Genomic DNA, 13,956 nt, shown 5'->3' with positions numbered 1-13,956 from the left:
GCCACAGCCCGCTACTGGGGAAACGGCACCCGCAAACCGCTGGAGCGTCCCTGCATACCAGGCGCGAACAAGTCGCCGGAGTTCGATACGCAGTATCCGGAGCCCGGACTAGATGCGCGCGTGGACTTCATTTCGCTCCCATGAGCAAAATGTCCAGTTGTAGGTTTTTTAGGGGGAGCCCATCTTTTCCGGCCAGAGGTGAGCGGGAAGATAGCCTTTCTGATAGGGTGCGTCGCAATTTCCGGTTTTGCAATTCTCCGGACTACTTACGCAATAGGGCTAGTCAGCCGACGAGGCATGGTATCGCTGCCCTTGAAGTCCTAAGGTCAATTGAAAATGTAGCGACTGCTCGGCCGAGAGGCGCGGACGCTCGCCCTTCAAGGCGTTGGTTGCTTCTTCTTGTGTTTCTCGAAAAACTTGTGATGGATGTCGGGCCAGAACTCATCGACCAGTCCTCCCGCGCTACCGTAGATCATCGATATTCCTGTTCGGCTCATAGTCAGCCCGAAACCGCGATCGCTGGGTGGATAGTACGCATTCGACAAGGCACCTGAAGAAAACGCCCCTAGGACGCTGGAATAGTTGAATGCCCGGCCGCCCTTATCCGTGCGACACACGAATGCCTGCGCCAGCGCATATCCTATGCGGTGTTTAGCGCTGCCCTGGCCGAGACGGAAATATCGCGGGTCCTGCTTCAGCAGAACGGGGTACAGGAAACCCCCAAAGAAGCTGCCGGAGGTACTATCGCCAAGCGTGGCTGCGTAGCGTTTGGCATATCCTGCCATGCCTTGCCCGTACGCGGGGAATTCGTTCTGTGACTGGCTGATTCCGGCCTGTATTCCCGCGGAGACAAACACGAAAGGATCGAACGAACTCTTGGCGAAAAGATGAAATTTTTGGCTAGCTGTAAGAGGCGGAGGATCTTGGCGGCTGGTCGTCCCGAACATGGGCACGACGCCGAGGATTCTCTGCGACTGCTCCTGTTTTTGAATTTCCCGCTCTGTCTCTTTTTCCCCCTGAGATTTAGCCACAGTAACACTGGGGGAATTCTGAGACGTAACCGGGGCGATCTGCTGGGCTGCCGCTGTACAGCATACGAGCGACATCGTCAGTATTACGCTATAAGCCGGCAATACCCATTTCTCTGCCTTCTCAATTCGATCATTTCCCACTTGGCTTGGCCTCGTCTTGCAGTGACCGACCTCGCACTCCATCCTAACTTGGATAACAGGCAACACCTTGCCGGGGTTCGTTCTTGCGCCAAATGCCGAGGTAGTTTTCTCTTGGCCGCTCAGGTCGGCGGTCCGGTGCGACGTAGTGAAGAAGCGTCCAAGCGAAACTTGCACTCAGTGCTACTCTCTTGGGGTCTCATGCGATCCCTGTGCATCGCCTTAAACCTCGTTCTCGCAGCCACGGCCATAGCCGGGGTTTGGTTCGTGCTCAGGGTAGAACCTGCCGAAGAATCGGGATTCCTGCTTGTCTTGGCCGTGCTGTTCCTGATCGCTGCCATGGGTCTGATTTTCAATAATCGCTGGATCACGGTTCTGGCAGCGATTCCCTTGGCGATCCTGGTTGCCTTCTTTGCATTTCTGATTTTGGTTGGCGGTTGGGTCTGGGGGCCGCAGAATGTCGCTACCATCTACGGTTTGATTGTGGGCGGCCTATCCGTCGTCGGGTTGGAAGTGGTCTCTGTACTCACCGCTATTCAGCTCAGCAAGGAGCAGACAGATTCCTAGACTGCCCAGGATCGGCCCAGAATCCAGATGAGGTAAAACATTGCTCTTTTCGCCTAAGTTAATGAAATCAAATTACTTTTTGGCCTTCATTTTAAGGTGATGATTGATTACCGCGGTTACTTTTCGCACCTCTTAGCCGGGACTACAGTTTTCACGTTAGCAACTCCACAAACCCTCGAAACAACAAAGGAACAGCATCGGGTTGCGGTAAGAAAGGGGCGGCCCAGCGCATGAATAAGGTTCGAACGCTGCGGTTTCTGGCGCGGGTATTGCTGTCGGCAGCAGCCGGCCTGACGGGATTTGCGGTGGTGGTGCTCACGGTGAGCGCCCTCGTCTCACTCACTTATCCGCACAATGACAAAGCCCTGGGGCTTTACGCAATGCTCTATGGGTTGACCGTCGGTCTGCCCCTGGGAGCTCTTGCCTTCAGCGCCGCGTTCAGGACATTGCAAGGGTTGGACGTCCCGCCAATCGACCATGAACCCCATAAGCTGATTGGATAAGAATTCCGTCCAGTTGGATCGTTTGTCGTGCTGACTTACGACGCCAAAGCGTTCTCATGACTCCGAGCCTCTAACCTGGTTCCCGCGTATTCTCCGCTTCGGATATAAGCTCTCCTTCTCTCGGACAACCACCACATTGCGCCCTACGTCCAAAATTCGACTGACAATGGCCACCAGCAGAGCAGCAGGCTGATCAATAAGGAGTTTTCATGCGAACGGAAAAAGAACTCGCCGCTGCGATTCGAGCTGCCATGAAGAGGAAAAAGCTCGAAAAAAATCAACTCGCGCAAGCATTGAAAATCAACCCGATTATGCTCGACAAGATTGTTTGCGGTGACATCGTACCCTCAGAGCACCTGGAAAAGCAGATGATCGAGGTCCTGGGTGTCAAAGAAGTGAGAGTAAAGAAGATGGCCGACCGGCGTCAGCGGCGTCCCAAGCCCAAAAATGAGAAGCGTCCACCGGAACGCAAGCGGGCGGCATAACAGGGGGGCATTCAGATTGGCTCCTGAATATCACGCCCAGCCCGATATAGCCGGATCTAAAGCCGCACAATGGATAACCGCTACGATCATCAGACGGCCAGCGATGGTCAGTTTAGGCTCGCTGCCGGTCTGTAAATTCGCGTGAGATAATTGCATCACATCGCCGCACGGCCCTGTAGCTCAGATGGATAGAGCAGCGGTTTCCTAAACCGTTGGTCGGCAGTTCGACTCTGCCCAGGGCCTCCATCCTCGCCTTATGCAATACTGCAACTAATCCTGAATGGCCTCATCCAAGCGATCAGGTAAAACCTTCCTTTCTCAACAGTTAAATCGGCAAACACCGAGACTCATATGTCTCATCGAACAACTTAAGGCGACCCAGGAGGAAGGCCATGCGGAAAATTGGAATTGCGATCATCGTTGTCTTGCTTGTAATCGTGGGAGCAGCTTTGATCTTCGCCGCTACCTTCGACGTCAACAAATATCGTGGAACGATCCAGACACAACTCCAGAAACGGCTAGGCCGGCCAGTAACTCTCGGCGACATGCACTTGACTCTGTTCCCGCCGCGCTTTCGCGTGCAGAATCTTACGATCGCCGACGATCCACATTTCAGCTCTGGCCCTTTTGTCAAAGCGAAGGAACTGGATGTTTCAGTTCAGCTTCTACCGCTGCTCCACAAACAGGTCGAAATCAATTCTCTGGATCTCGAGCGACCCAGCTTCAGCTTGATCAAGAACCAGGCGGGGGTTTGGAATTTTGCCTCCTTAGGCCACGCGCAGACCACCCAGAAGCCAGCAGCATCCCCAGAGCAGCAGTTTTCCCTGGGAGAATTGGTAATCCGGGACGCACAGGTCTCCATACTCGATCAGGCGAAAAGCAGGACGCCGTCTTTGTATGACCACATCCAGGTCACGCTAAAGAATTTCGCGCCCAATCAGCCCTTCACGATTGATGCGGCAGCGCACATGGCAGGCGCAGGAGGGCAGGAAGTAAGATTACAGGGAAAAGGTGGGCCGCTGGGGCAGCAGGATCCTGTCCAGATCCCCTTCCGTGGCATCTTGAATCTCAAGCAGGTCGGCATTGCGGATCTGGCAAAATTCCTGAATTCCCCGGCTCTCAATGGAACCAACGGAATTCTGACCGGCCAAACCAGTATCACCTCCGAATCAGGCAAGCTGACGGCAAATGGCGAAACCAACATCCAGAATGCCAAAGTACATGGGATGGATCTCGGCTACCCGATCTCGGCGCAGTATGACCTGACCGACGAGTTGCCGGTTGACAAGATCACCATTCGCAAGTTTACGGCCAAGCTGGGATCAACACCGATCGACATGAGTGGTACGGTGAACGCTAAGCCTACTCCCGCTCAGATCGATCTAAATATAAAAGCAAACAACGTCTCTGTGGCTGAAGCTGCGAAACTGGCGGCCGCATCGGGAATGGCTCTTTCACCCGGCGTAACGGTCACCGGCAATGTGAACGCAAACATTCGAGCCACGGGCGCTGCTGATAAACCCGCGTTGAACGGTACGGTGACAGCAGCCAACCTTCAAATGAGCGGAAAAGACCTCCCGCAGCCGGTACAGGTCCAATCTGTAAGCCTGAATCTGACGCCCTCCGATGTGCGCTCCAATCCGTTCAACGTAGTCTCGGCTGGAACAGCGGTAACGGCGCAATTCAACATGCATAACTACACGTCCCCATCTCCGGTAGTTGACGCCAGCGTGCGCGCGCCAAATGCCCAGCTTCCCGCAATCCTGGCAATGGCGAAGGCGTATGGCGTAACCGCGCTGGACAAGGTTAGCGGTGCAGGCGTTCTTAACGTGGACTTGCGTGCCTCCGGCCCGGTCAAGCAGATCTCTAGTTCGGAAATCCTCAAAGCCCTGAATGGGACGGTAAACTTGAACCTGAATAATGTGAAGTATTCAGGCGCCGATATCGGCCACGAACTCGGAGCCATCGCAGGATTCCTGGGTGGAAATCCGACTGGCCAGGCGGCGCAGGGCATCACCAACATTCTGAAGCTGACCGGAAATATTCTTATCAAGAGCGGAATCGCGCAGACCAACGACCTTAAGGCTCAACTTGACATCGGTAATGTCGGCCTCGCGGGCACAGCCAACTTAGCTACTGAGGCGCTGAACATGCGCGCAACCGCAGTCCTCTCGCAAGCCGTTAGCCAGAGAGTCGGCGGACAGAACATCGGCGGCTACATGAAGACCGCCTTGGCCAACAATCAGGGTGAATTAGTCATTCCCGCCCTGATCAGCGGCACATTCTCCAAACCCAGATTCGAGCCCGATGTGCAGCAACTCGCACAGATGAGGCTGAAGGGACTGGTTCCCGACATCAATAATCCAGCTTCCGTAACCAATACGCTGCAGAATTTTCTTGGCGGCCCGCGGAATCCCGGTCAAGGGCAACAGCAGCCACAGCAGTCGCAGCCTCAAAACCCACTTCAGGATTTCCTGGGAGCATTCGGAAAGAAGAAGCCTAAGTAGTAAAAGCGCTAGAACGTCATCAATACGGCTTGGCCCCAAAGGCTGCGGAGAGCGCATGCATGGTGCGATCCCCTGCAGAACCGTCTGTCTCGCCCTCAAATCGGACTTGGCAAGGACGGCTTCAGACATGTCAAATACTTCTTTCGGTCTTTACCCGTAACCTTACTCGGCTGGAGGGCCATGACTTCTCTTCAGGAATTCCGCTGTGAAGTCTGTGGGACAGTAACCAGCAATCCCATTCATTGGTTTGTGATTCAGTGTGGCGACTCGCAGCTTACCGTGCTCCGCTGGGACTTGGCCACGGCAAATGCTGCGGGAGCGCGGCATTTCTGTGGAGAGGCGCACGCTCAGGTGTACATCAGCCGATGGTTTGACTCGGTATGCTCGCCGCCAAGACCGGACTTCACCCGGCCCACGCCGGCAAGGTAGCGATCCGTAAATGAAAATCTCGTTCAATTTCCCCCGCGCTGACCTTCGTCACCCTTCATGACGTCGATGCCGATTGCACCACCAGTGAATCCGCTTCAGCACTGTTATAGGTGTTGGGAACTGTGAGGGCCAACTGGGAGATCGGATCAGGTGTCGGCCGTCCGAGAAGAAATCCCTGGATCTCGTTGCCACCGATCTTGCGAATCAAATTCAGCTGCTGCAGTTCCTCGATGCCTTCCACAATCACTCTCATGCCGATGTTGTGCGCCAACCCAATCAGGGAATGCACCATTGCCACCGTCTCCGGCTTCGAACTGATCTCCCGCACAAACGAACGATCGATCTTCAGCGCGTCAAAAGGCAGTGTCGGAAGATAACTCAGGCAGGAATAACCAGTTCCGAAATCATCGATGGCTAAGCTAATCCCTAGCGCCCGCAATTGCCTCATTTTTTGCGCGCAGCGTTCCACTGCGCCCAACATCACCGTTTCTGTCAGCTCGATCTGAAGAAGCTCAGGCTTCAGACCGGTGCGGTTCAGCGTGTCTACGACTTCCTCTACGTAGCTGTTACGGCTGAACTGGATACTGGATACGTTCACTGCCACTTGAGTAGGATGGGCACACAGCGATTGCCACTTGACCGCCTGCATGCAGGCCTGCTCCAGAACGTAGGCTCCCAGGGGAATAATCAATCCGCTCTCTTCCGCAATGGGAATGAACTTGTTGGGCGGGATCAGCCCCAGGTTGGGATGGAACCAGCGAGCCAGGGCTTCGAAGCGAACCAGCCTGCCAGTTGCGACTTCAAATTCCGGCTGGTAATGAACCTGGATCTCACCCCGCGCAACCGCCCCGCGCAACTGGTTCTCCAGATTCAAACGCTCACGCACCAGCGACGCAAGTTCGGGGGTGAAATACATCGCCTGATTCTTGCCATTGCGCTTGGCCGCGTACATAGCGCTGTCGGCCTGCCGCATAAGGTCGCCGCCTTCCGTCGCGTGGTCCGGAAAAACGCTGATCCCAATGCTGGCGCCAATGGTGATCTCGTGACCTTCGATCTGGAACGGATTGGCCAGTGATTCGAGCAGCTTGCCGGCTACCAGCGCGGCGTCGTCTTTGTGGTGAATAGAAGCAAGTATCACCGTAAATTCGTCGCCGCCGACTCGGGCCAGAGTGTCTGACTGCCGCACCCTGGCCTGCAGCCGCAATGCCACTTCCGTCAGCAGCAGGTCGCCAATGGAATGTCCAAGGCTATCGTTAACCACCTTGAAGCCATCCAGATCGATATAGAGCAGAGCCATAGTGTGGGATTCCCGGCGCGCCAAAGCCAGCGTCTGTGTCAGCCGGCCGAGGAACAGCCTTCGATTGGGTAGGCCCGTAAGCGCGTCATTGCAAGCTTGGTACTGCAGCTTCGCTTCGGCTTCCCGTTTCGCGCTTTCACGGCGTTCGAGCTCCGCCAGCATGTGGTTAAACCCCTGTCCCAGTTGTGCGATTTCATCGCTACCTGAGACAGCTACACGCGCGCCAAAACTGTCATCCTTCGTGACCTCCTTCATCGCTCGCGCCAGATCAAAAATCGGCCGCGATATCCGCCGTTGCAGAAATGACCCTGAAACCCCACCCACCGCCAGCGCCAGCACAATCAGGCAACCGCCTATTTCTAGCAACTGGTTCCTTCTGCTGTCCAGGTCATGCATATCAGAGGTCAGCGAGAGGGTGCCCACGAGTTCCATGTAAGGTCCGCGCACTCGATGCACCACGCTGGTGTACTTGGGACCAGGTATCGATAACTGCGCCGGGGATTTGGGACAGGGCGGACTTCCGACCTGCCGCTGGTATTGAGCAAACAATTGGTTATTCACGTTGTAGAGACAGCCCGATACCACCGGCGGTTCCGCTCTTAGGGCTTCCAGAATTTCTCCGGCTGCGTCCTTGTCCGTGAAGTTCAGTGCGGCGCTCGAGTTCTGACCGACGATCTCGGCCAGGGTGGAAAGGCGGCTGCGGAGCAAAGAGTGGGAACTCGTGTTGTCAAACACGAGAAGGGCGGCCAGCAGGGTACATAACGCAATGCTGCTCGCAAGCAATACCACGATCGTGATATTGGCAGCTAAGCTGTTGGGACGCACCAATCTCACTTCACCCTCCTCCGCTGGTACGCACGATGGCCGCCAGACTCAAGACACGTGAGCTGATCTTCAACCCGGACTCCTGCACCACCTCAAGATTGATCATGATCTGGATATGGTCTCCAGCCCTCACCAGACCCACCATTCCGCCATTGAGAGCGAAGCTATAGTCGTCTCCCACCGTGAGAACACCCTTTTCGCGCAGCTTTTCCAGAACAGGCCGGAATTTCTTGGGTGATGAGTAAGCTATGTACACAATGTTGCACTGCGGCAGTTGCTCCTCGGAAGGCGACGCCAGAACGCGAATGCTGCGCGATTCGCTGGCCTTTCCGTCTAGCATCTTCTTAAGAATCTCGCCCATGCTACTTTCGCCCACAAATCCGATAACCAACTCACCCGAGGAACGTGGCCATTCGACATACTTGGTGAGATTGAATACGAAGGCAGCACGAACCGCGCTTTCATCCTGCAATTGCGCAAAAGCCTGCGGCGCCAGTAGCAAGATCCAGATCAAGGCGCACGCTCCCCGGCCTGGCAGACCTTTCCGCATGCCACTGTCAGCACTGGAAAAATGCCTTATCAATGTTTGCTCCGCTCGCGCTCAATCCGGCGTGTGTAGGTGACCTTGAATCGATAGCTTCGCCCGTCCTGCGGGACCGCAGATTGAATCACTTCCGGGCCCGTGGGCGTTGCCCAGCGGCGATCGAAGGCGTTGTAACAACTGGCCGAAAATTTCCAGCCGCCCCACAGGGGCTTCGTTGATACCGTGACGTTGGTCAGCAGCGACGATGCAATGCGCACGCCTTGATAGTTCTGCTGGGCATCGGTGTACAACAATTCCAGACCTGCAAAGGCTCGCCCGTAAACAGGAATGGCCGCATGCAGTTTCGCCAGCTGCCGCGGCGAATTTTCGCTCACAGTCTTGCTGACACCGTCCTGGGTGTCGGCTAACGTATAACTGGCGCGCGCTGCCCATCCCGAGGCGCGCTTGGCGTCTACTTCAAGCTCCACCCCCTTGCCGCGATCAATGCCTGCGTTGACGTAATCAGGGTTTCCACTTGCATCAGGCTGATTCTCGATCACCTGATCGAGCCGGTTGTGAAAACCATCCACCGTGACGCCCAGCCATGAGGTGAGGCCCCGCTCGAACACCACCATGTGGGAGTGGATGTCTTCCGGTGTTAGGGTCTGGCTGGGCTTCGTTGGATCGAGATTATTGGAAAAGTAAATGTCGTAGGCATCGGGAGCGCGAAACGCTTGGCTGTAGATGTACTTCAGGGAAGTCCGCGAATTCGGAAAATACATCAGCGCGAAGCGCGGACTCAACGCTGTCCCGAATGTGCTGTACCAATCCATTCGCCCGCCGGCATTCACCGTCAGCTTCGGCGTAAGATTCAGCTCCATTTCTCCAAAGGGGGCCATCAGCCAGGGATTCGCATGGTCACTGAGGAAGGTCGGTTGTCCCGGATAATAGTATTTTTGGTCAATCCGAAAGTTGTACTCTGAGCTGGCACCTGCCACCAGCCGATGCCTCCCCAGCCTGTGCTCCAGCACAATTTCCAGCCCGCCCCAATCCGCCGCGGCCTCACTGATTAGTAGGCTTCGGGTCGCTGGATCCGCTCCTCCATAGGCAAAGGTCCCCCAGAGTCGGTATGTGTCGTAGTAGCCACGCAGATGGAGGTCCGTGTTTGCAGCAAGTTTCCAGCTGTAGGTCGCATCGACATAGCCCCGCGTGTTGGTGGTGCGATCGTCGGGATCATTAAAGTTCGACCCGTAAGAACCCGTCGGAATAACTTTGAGACGACTCGAGTACAGACCCTGCACGCGGAGGTTCCCGTATTGGATATCGGCAAAGCCCTGAGCGTAGCGATCGCCATCCACATCTTCTGCCCAGCCATTGTTGGTTTCCGGCGCTGCAAACTCAGGGTAGAAGAGCTTGGAATGACCCGCGCTTTCAAAAAGGCTGCCCGACATCACGCCCGACAGCCGTCCCTTCTGCAAAGTCCCCGTAAGGCGCCCCGCCCGTCCCAGGTACGACAGCGTCTCGCCGCTCACCTCCACCGTCGCTGGTCCGCTCGCCTGGCGCGTAATCACGTTCACCACTCCCAGGACTGCATTCGTTCCGTAGAGTGAAGAACCGGGTCCACGCACGATTTCGATCCGGTCGATGAGGTCGAGATCCAGCGGAAACTCCGTGCCCAGCAGCGCGCTGTCGTAAAGATTCTCGTTAACTCGGTGACCATTGATGAGCAATAGAATGCGCGCATTGTAGTCGCCGGTTTGCAGGAACCCTTGGAGGCCAAGGTACGTATAGTGGCGATCGTAGGCGGTATAGAATCCGCGCGCGCTGCGCAGCACCTCCGCCAGCGTGCGCCAGCCATAGCGCGCAATTTCATCCGCCGTGATTACGGTCACGGCGGAAGGAGCTTTTCGCGCATCCTCCAGATACCGCGACGCGCTGGAGATTTTTACGTGCGCCAGCTCTTCGATGGAAAGGTTAGTGAGATCGCCGTCCGCCGGCTCTTGCGCCAGACCGAGCACCCCGGTGCCGAGAAAACATAGAAAGACGGCAGCTCGGACCCGCCGTATTCCAGCGCTGATGAGAAGGCTCGCCATGCCCCCATCATCGGCATTTCAGCTATGACCCTTAACAGCGTAGGACACTGTTCTTTCGGACAGTCGAAGAACCGCTGTGTCGTGAAAAATCCTGAGCCTGCCGGGTCAAGCGCAGCTTGGGCGGGTTTGCCCTCGCGGTGGCGGGAGCCCCAGGTCTCCCGCTTTTCGAAACCTGATTCTGCCCGATACCCCGAAACATTAACCAACTCGTTATCAGGTAAACATGGTATGCCGCCTCAACCAGCTCAGGCATAACATTCGCCTTCTTGACCCTCAACCCCTGATTTCCAACGATTGCAGATGGTTCCGCGCGCAAAAGCCCGCGTTGTGTTCGTTGTGGCGCTGGCACTCCTTTGTTTGTGCGGGCTTGCCTCGTATTTTGCCTTCTCCTACTTCCGCGAGAGCGCGAGTCTAGTAATTCACACCTACAACGTGCGTGATGCCTTAAGCGATCTGCAGAATGACATCAACACTGCGGGACGGGCGCGAATGGCTTATTTGATGAGTGGCGACGATTCACAATTCGCCGAATACAGGACCGCCGCCGCCCAGGTCCCCGGCGCACTACAGCGCTTGCAGGAGCTCACAAAAGATAATCCTGTTCAGGTTGCGAACTGCAACCAATATCAGGCTCTGACCAGCGAGCGGCTCCGCATTTGGGATGATTCCCTGGCACAAAAACAAAAGGGCGCGCCGATGAATCTCTCGGAGGTGCTCCGTCAGAACATTGAGTTTGCCACACGCAACGCTGATATCAGCTCGGCTATCAGGAACGAGGAAGCTCGTCTTCTGACGATTAGGAAACAAACTGCTCGTCGCTTGTTTCTAATTGCCGGCGCCATTGTGATCACCAGCTTCATCGTGGCCGTCTCGTTGCTCTATCTTCACTACCAGTTACTGAGGGGTGAACTGCAGGCCCGGGAGCGAGCTGAGCAGGCCGCACTGGAGGCGTACAGCCGTGAAGCCGCGCTTCGCCAGCAGGAAGAACGATTCCGCCTGTTCATCCAGTCAGTCAAGGACTACGCCATTTTTACCCTGGATCGCGAAGGCCGAGTTAGCAGTTGGAATGAAGGAGCAGAACGACTGAAAGGCTATCCCGCTGCAGGCATCATTGGAAAGCACTTCTCCATCTTTCATCCCGAAGAAGACTTGCAAAGCCAGAAACCACAACGCGAGCTGGAAATTGCAAGCAGAGAAGGCCGTGCGGAAGATGAAGGATGGCGCGTTCGCAAGGATGGTTCTCGGTTTTGGGCCAATGTGGTCATCACCGCTATTCGAGATGCCAATGGCGAGGTGATTGGATTTTCGAAAGTCACACGTGACTTCACCGAGAGAATGCATGCTCAAGAAGCGCTCCAACGCGCCAATGACGATCTGGCCACTGAAGTCAAGGAGAGAAAGTTGGCCCAAAGCAAGCTGGCCATTTCGGAAAATTCCCTCCGTCGACTCTCCCATCACCTTTTGCTCAGCCAGGATGAGGAACGCAAACGCATCGGCAGAGAACTCCATGACAGCCTCGGACAGTACCTGGCGATGCTGAAAATGAATCTGGATTCCCTGGAAGGCGTGCTGGCTTCCGATCCTGGCAGCGGAGTCCACCAGCAAATCGCCCATTGCATCCGCCTGGCCGAAGAGTCAATTCGCGAAGTGCGGACCATCTCCTATCTCTTATATCCTCCCATGCTGGAAGAATTGGGCCTGAAGTCGGCGATTCCCTGGTACCTGGAAGGCTTTTCCAAGCGCAGCAAGATTCAGGTCACATTTGAAGCCGATCCCGATTTCGTTCGCCTCCCCCGGGAAGTCGAGCTGGCTTTGTTCCGGATACTTCAGGAGAGCCTCAGTAACGTGCACCGCCATTCCGGAAGTTCGACAGCCAGTGTCCGCCTGTCGATGGCCCAAGGAATGGCAGTTTTGGAAATCCTGGACAAAGGCAGGGGAATCCCGGCTGGCCTTCTGCAGGGTTCCGACGAAACCAACTTAGGTCTTGGATTGCGCGGCATGAAGGAGCGCATGCAACAGCTTGGCGGGAACTTGGAAATTATCTCAACTGAAGAGGGCACAACCGTAGTTGCCGCCGCTCCTGCGAAGGAGCCGGTCTCAAGCTTAACCCAGTCAGCGTAGGTCGATTGATCACATCTCTGATTCCGAGAGGAAGGGTATGGCTGCAAGAATCGTAATCGCCGACGATCACGAAATCGTTCTCGAAGGCATCCGTACGCTCATCGCCCGGGCTGGGCGAGACTGGGCAATCTGCGGTGAAGCAAGAAATGGCAGAGACGCCGTGGAGATGGTCAAGACCCTCAAGCCCGATATCGCTGTCCTCGACATCACCATGCCGGTGATGAGTGGTTTGGAAGCAGCAGGTCAAATCACCAGTTTGGGCTTACCCACTCGGACGCTGATTTTCACCATGCACGAGTCCGAGCGCCTGCCCACTGACGTTCGTGCCTCTGGTGCGCATGGCTACGTTCACAAATCTCAGGCCGCTCGAGATCTGATTCGAGCTATCGATTGCCTGCTGGCGGGAGATACTTTTTTCGGAGCTCTTCCCGAGAAGTCCAAAAAAGAAAACGAGGAGCCCAATCCCGGATCGCTTTTTTGTATGGGACTGGCGTTCGCTTGCTGAACCTGATTGCCCGCTGGCTCGGAATCACTCCTACGCCCTGTGTCCATCGCCTTAGGGGTTTACCGTGGCATTAAGAGCGTTCCCGCTGGCAGGAAGCACGAATCCTGGGGGCGCAGGAACCGTCAGCGTGGTAGACCCGGTTGCCACGGGGTGGAATGTGAGGCTCTGAGTCAGACTGCCGGGCGAAATAGCCTGTGTGCCAACTATAGTTGCTACTCCATTTGTCCCCTGCTGAATCGTGAACGCGAGCGTCAGCCCACCCTTGACGGCCTCCTCTGCTACCGGCGCCAGTGTCACCGGATCCAACTGGAACGCCTCAACCGTTAGCGGCTTATCGCCTCCCCCGATCTGTCCCAGAGAAGTCGAGAAGTCCTGCCCGATTCCATTCTGACTGGCCAGAACTAACCCCGAGGGTGCCAGCGTAACCTGGATCGTGCCGTCCGCAAATTGATTTGCCTGGTCGTGCGCGGTCAACGTCACTGACGAGCCGGAAGTTGGTGCGGCCGCCAGCGCCTGCACAAAGAAGGTGGGGAATCCAGAGCCATTCAGGCCATTATTTGGCTGAATCGTAATTGTGATCGAACTCGATCCTGCCGTGTTGTTGGCGTTCGACAGCACCACATTGCCATCGGAACTGGAGATCTTGATTGTCATCGTGTTCGGCGCATTCACATTGAGCGCGCCCGAAGCGCTCACTTCCAGATTGGCGCCGATCACTTGATTCGCCATGTTCAGACTGATAGCGGGCTGCGACACCGTTGCAACTATCTGCCCGCCCGTCGTGGGAGTGCTAAACGCGGGCGAGCACGCAGGTGCGCAGGTGATACTGCCCACGTCCACGCTGAGCGTGCTGTTACCCTGGCCCTTAGGAACAAACGTGAGGACACTGTTCGAGGTGTCGCCTCCTGCCAGCGTGGCGATGTTGCTGTTCC

11 protein-coding genes and 1 tRNA gene are annotated in these 13,956 nt (G+C 55.9%); 7 read left to right on the top strand and 5 right to left on the bottom strand.

Annotation, left to right across the window (positions count from 1 at the left end; genetic code table 11):
* Positions 1 to 377: 377 nt before the first annotated feature.
* Complete coding sequence (locus VEG30_00150) at positions 378 to 1,031, bottom strand: hypothetical protein (protein ID HXZ78311.1); 654 nt, start codon at positions 1,029 to 1,031, stop codon at positions 378 to 380.
* Positions 1,032 to 1,370: 339 nt separating this feature from the next.
* Here VEG30_00150 and VEG30_00145 point away from each other — a divergent pair, with 339 nt between their 5' ends.
* The 5 genes from VEG30_00145 to VEG30_00125 all read left to right on the top strand — a co-directional run bounded on the left by VEG30_00145 (position 1,371) and on the right by VEG30_00125 (position 5,231).
* Positions 1,371 to 1,736 carry a hypothetical protein gene (locus VEG30_00145; GenBank protein HXZ78310.1) on the top strand — a complete coding sequence of 122 codons (366 nt, stop codon included), beginning with the start codon at positions 1,371 to 1,373 and terminating at the stop codon, positions 1,734 to 1,736.
* A gap of 230 nt (positions 1,737 to 1,966) precedes the next feature.
* On the top strand, positions 1,967 to 2,239 hold the full coding sequence (locus tag VEG30_00140) for a hypothetical protein (GenBank protein ID HXZ78309.1): 273 nt from the start codon (positions 1,967 to 1,969) through the stop codon (positions 2,237 to 2,239).
* A gap of 209 nt (positions 2,240 to 2,448) precedes the next feature.
* Entirely contained in the window at positions 2,449 to 2,724 is a 276-nt protein-coding gene (locus tag VEG30_00135; protein HXZ78308.1) for a hypothetical protein, read from the top strand.
* Positions 2,725 to 2,893: 169 nt separating this feature from the next.
* Positions 2,894 to 2,970: transfer RNA gene (locus VEG30_00130), tRNA-Arg, on the top strand.
* 146 nt (positions 2,971 to 3,116) lie between these two features.
* Positions 3,117 to 5,231, top strand: a complete 2,115-nt coding sequence (locus VEG30_00125; GenBank protein HXZ78307.1) for an AsmA family protein — start codon at positions 3,117 to 3,119, stop codon at positions 5,229 to 5,231.
* A gap of 484 nt (positions 5,232 to 5,715) precedes the next feature.
* On the opposite strand, the gene VEG30_00120 is transcribed toward VEG30_00125, so the two are convergent.
* From VEG30_00120 to VEG30_00110, 3 genes are all read right to left on the bottom strand, one after another.
* Complete coding sequence (locus tag VEG30_00120; protein HXZ78306.1) at positions 5,716 to 7,791, bottom strand: EAL domain-containing protein; 2,076 nt, start codon at positions 7,789 to 7,791, stop codon at positions 5,716 to 5,718.
* Between the two features lies 1 nt (position 7,792).
* Positions 7,793 to 8,296 (bottom strand): YfiR family protein, encoded by a 504-nt coding sequence (locus VEG30_00115; protein HXZ78305.1) that lies wholly within the window; start codon positions 8,294 to 8,296, stop codon positions 7,793 to 7,795.
* A 65-nt stretch (positions 8,297 to 8,361) separates the two neighbouring features.
* On the bottom strand, positions 8,362 to 10,398 hold the full coding sequence (locus VEG30_00110; GenBank protein ID HXZ78304.1) for a TonB-dependent receptor: 2,037 nt from the start codon (positions 10,396 to 10,398) through the stop codon (positions 8,362 to 8,364).
* Between the two features lie 300 nt (positions 10,399 to 10,698).
* Between VEG30_00110 and VEG30_00105 the strand changes: the two genes are divergently transcribed.
* Positions 10,699 to 12,519 (top strand): PAS domain S-box protein, encoded by a 1,821-nt coding sequence (locus VEG30_00105; GenBank protein ID HXZ78303.1) that lies wholly within the window; start codon positions 10,699 to 10,701, stop codon positions 12,517 to 12,519.
* Between the two features lie 37 nt (positions 12,520 to 12,556).
* The gene (locus tag VEG30_00100) at positions 12,557 to 13,024 is read left to right on the top strand and encodes a response regulator transcription factor (protein HXZ78302.1); all 468 of its coding nucleotides are present in this window, start codon (positions 12,557 to 12,559) and stop codon (positions 13,022 to 13,024) included.
* Between the two features lie 51 nt (positions 13,025 to 13,075).
* Here VEG30_00100 and VEG30_00095 read toward each other — a convergent pair.
* Positions 13,076 to 13,956, bottom strand: an 881-nt coding sequence (locus tag VEG30_00095; GenBank protein HXZ78301.1) for a hypothetical protein, incomplete at its 5' end; no start/stop codon positions are given.

Source organism: Terriglobales bacterium (assembly GCA_035624455.1).
GTDB lineage: Bacteria > Acidobacteriota > Terriglobia > Terriglobales > Acidobacteriaceae > DASPRM01.
This window is presented reverse-complemented; position numbering and strand designations above follow the sequence as displayed.

What these genes read in the sequence shown, in the direction of transcription:
- VEG30_00100 (HXZ78302.1), top strand. Translation starts at nt 12,557, where the DNA reads ATGGCTGCAAGAATCGTAATCGCCGACGATCACGAAATCGTTCTCGAA.
- VEG30_00140 (HXZ78309.1), top strand. Translation starts at nt 1,967, where the DNA reads ATGAATAAGGTTCGAACGCTGCGGTTTCTGGCGCGGGTATTGCTGTCG.
- VEG30_00145 (HXZ78310.1), top strand. Translation starts at nt 1,371, where the DNA reads ATGCGATCCCTGTGCATCGCCTTAAACCTCGTTCTCGCAGCCACGGCC.
- VEG30_00125 (HXZ78307.1), top strand. Translation starts at nt 3,117, where the DNA reads ATGCGGAAAATTGGAATTGCGATCATCGTTGTCTTGCTTGTAATCGTG.
- VEG30_00110 (HXZ78304.1), bottom strand. Translation starts at nt 10,398, where the DNA reads ATGGCGAGCCTTCTCATCAGCGCTGGAATACGGCGGGTCCGAGCTGCC.
- VEG30_00105 (HXZ78303.1), top strand. Translation starts at nt 10,699, where the DNA reads ATGGTTCCGCGCGCAAAAGCCCGCGTTGTGTTCGTTGTGGCGCTGGCA.
- VEG30_00135 (HXZ78308.1), top strand. Translation starts at nt 2,449, where the DNA reads ATGCGAACGGAAAAAGAACTCGCCGCTGCGATTCGAGCTGCCATGAAG.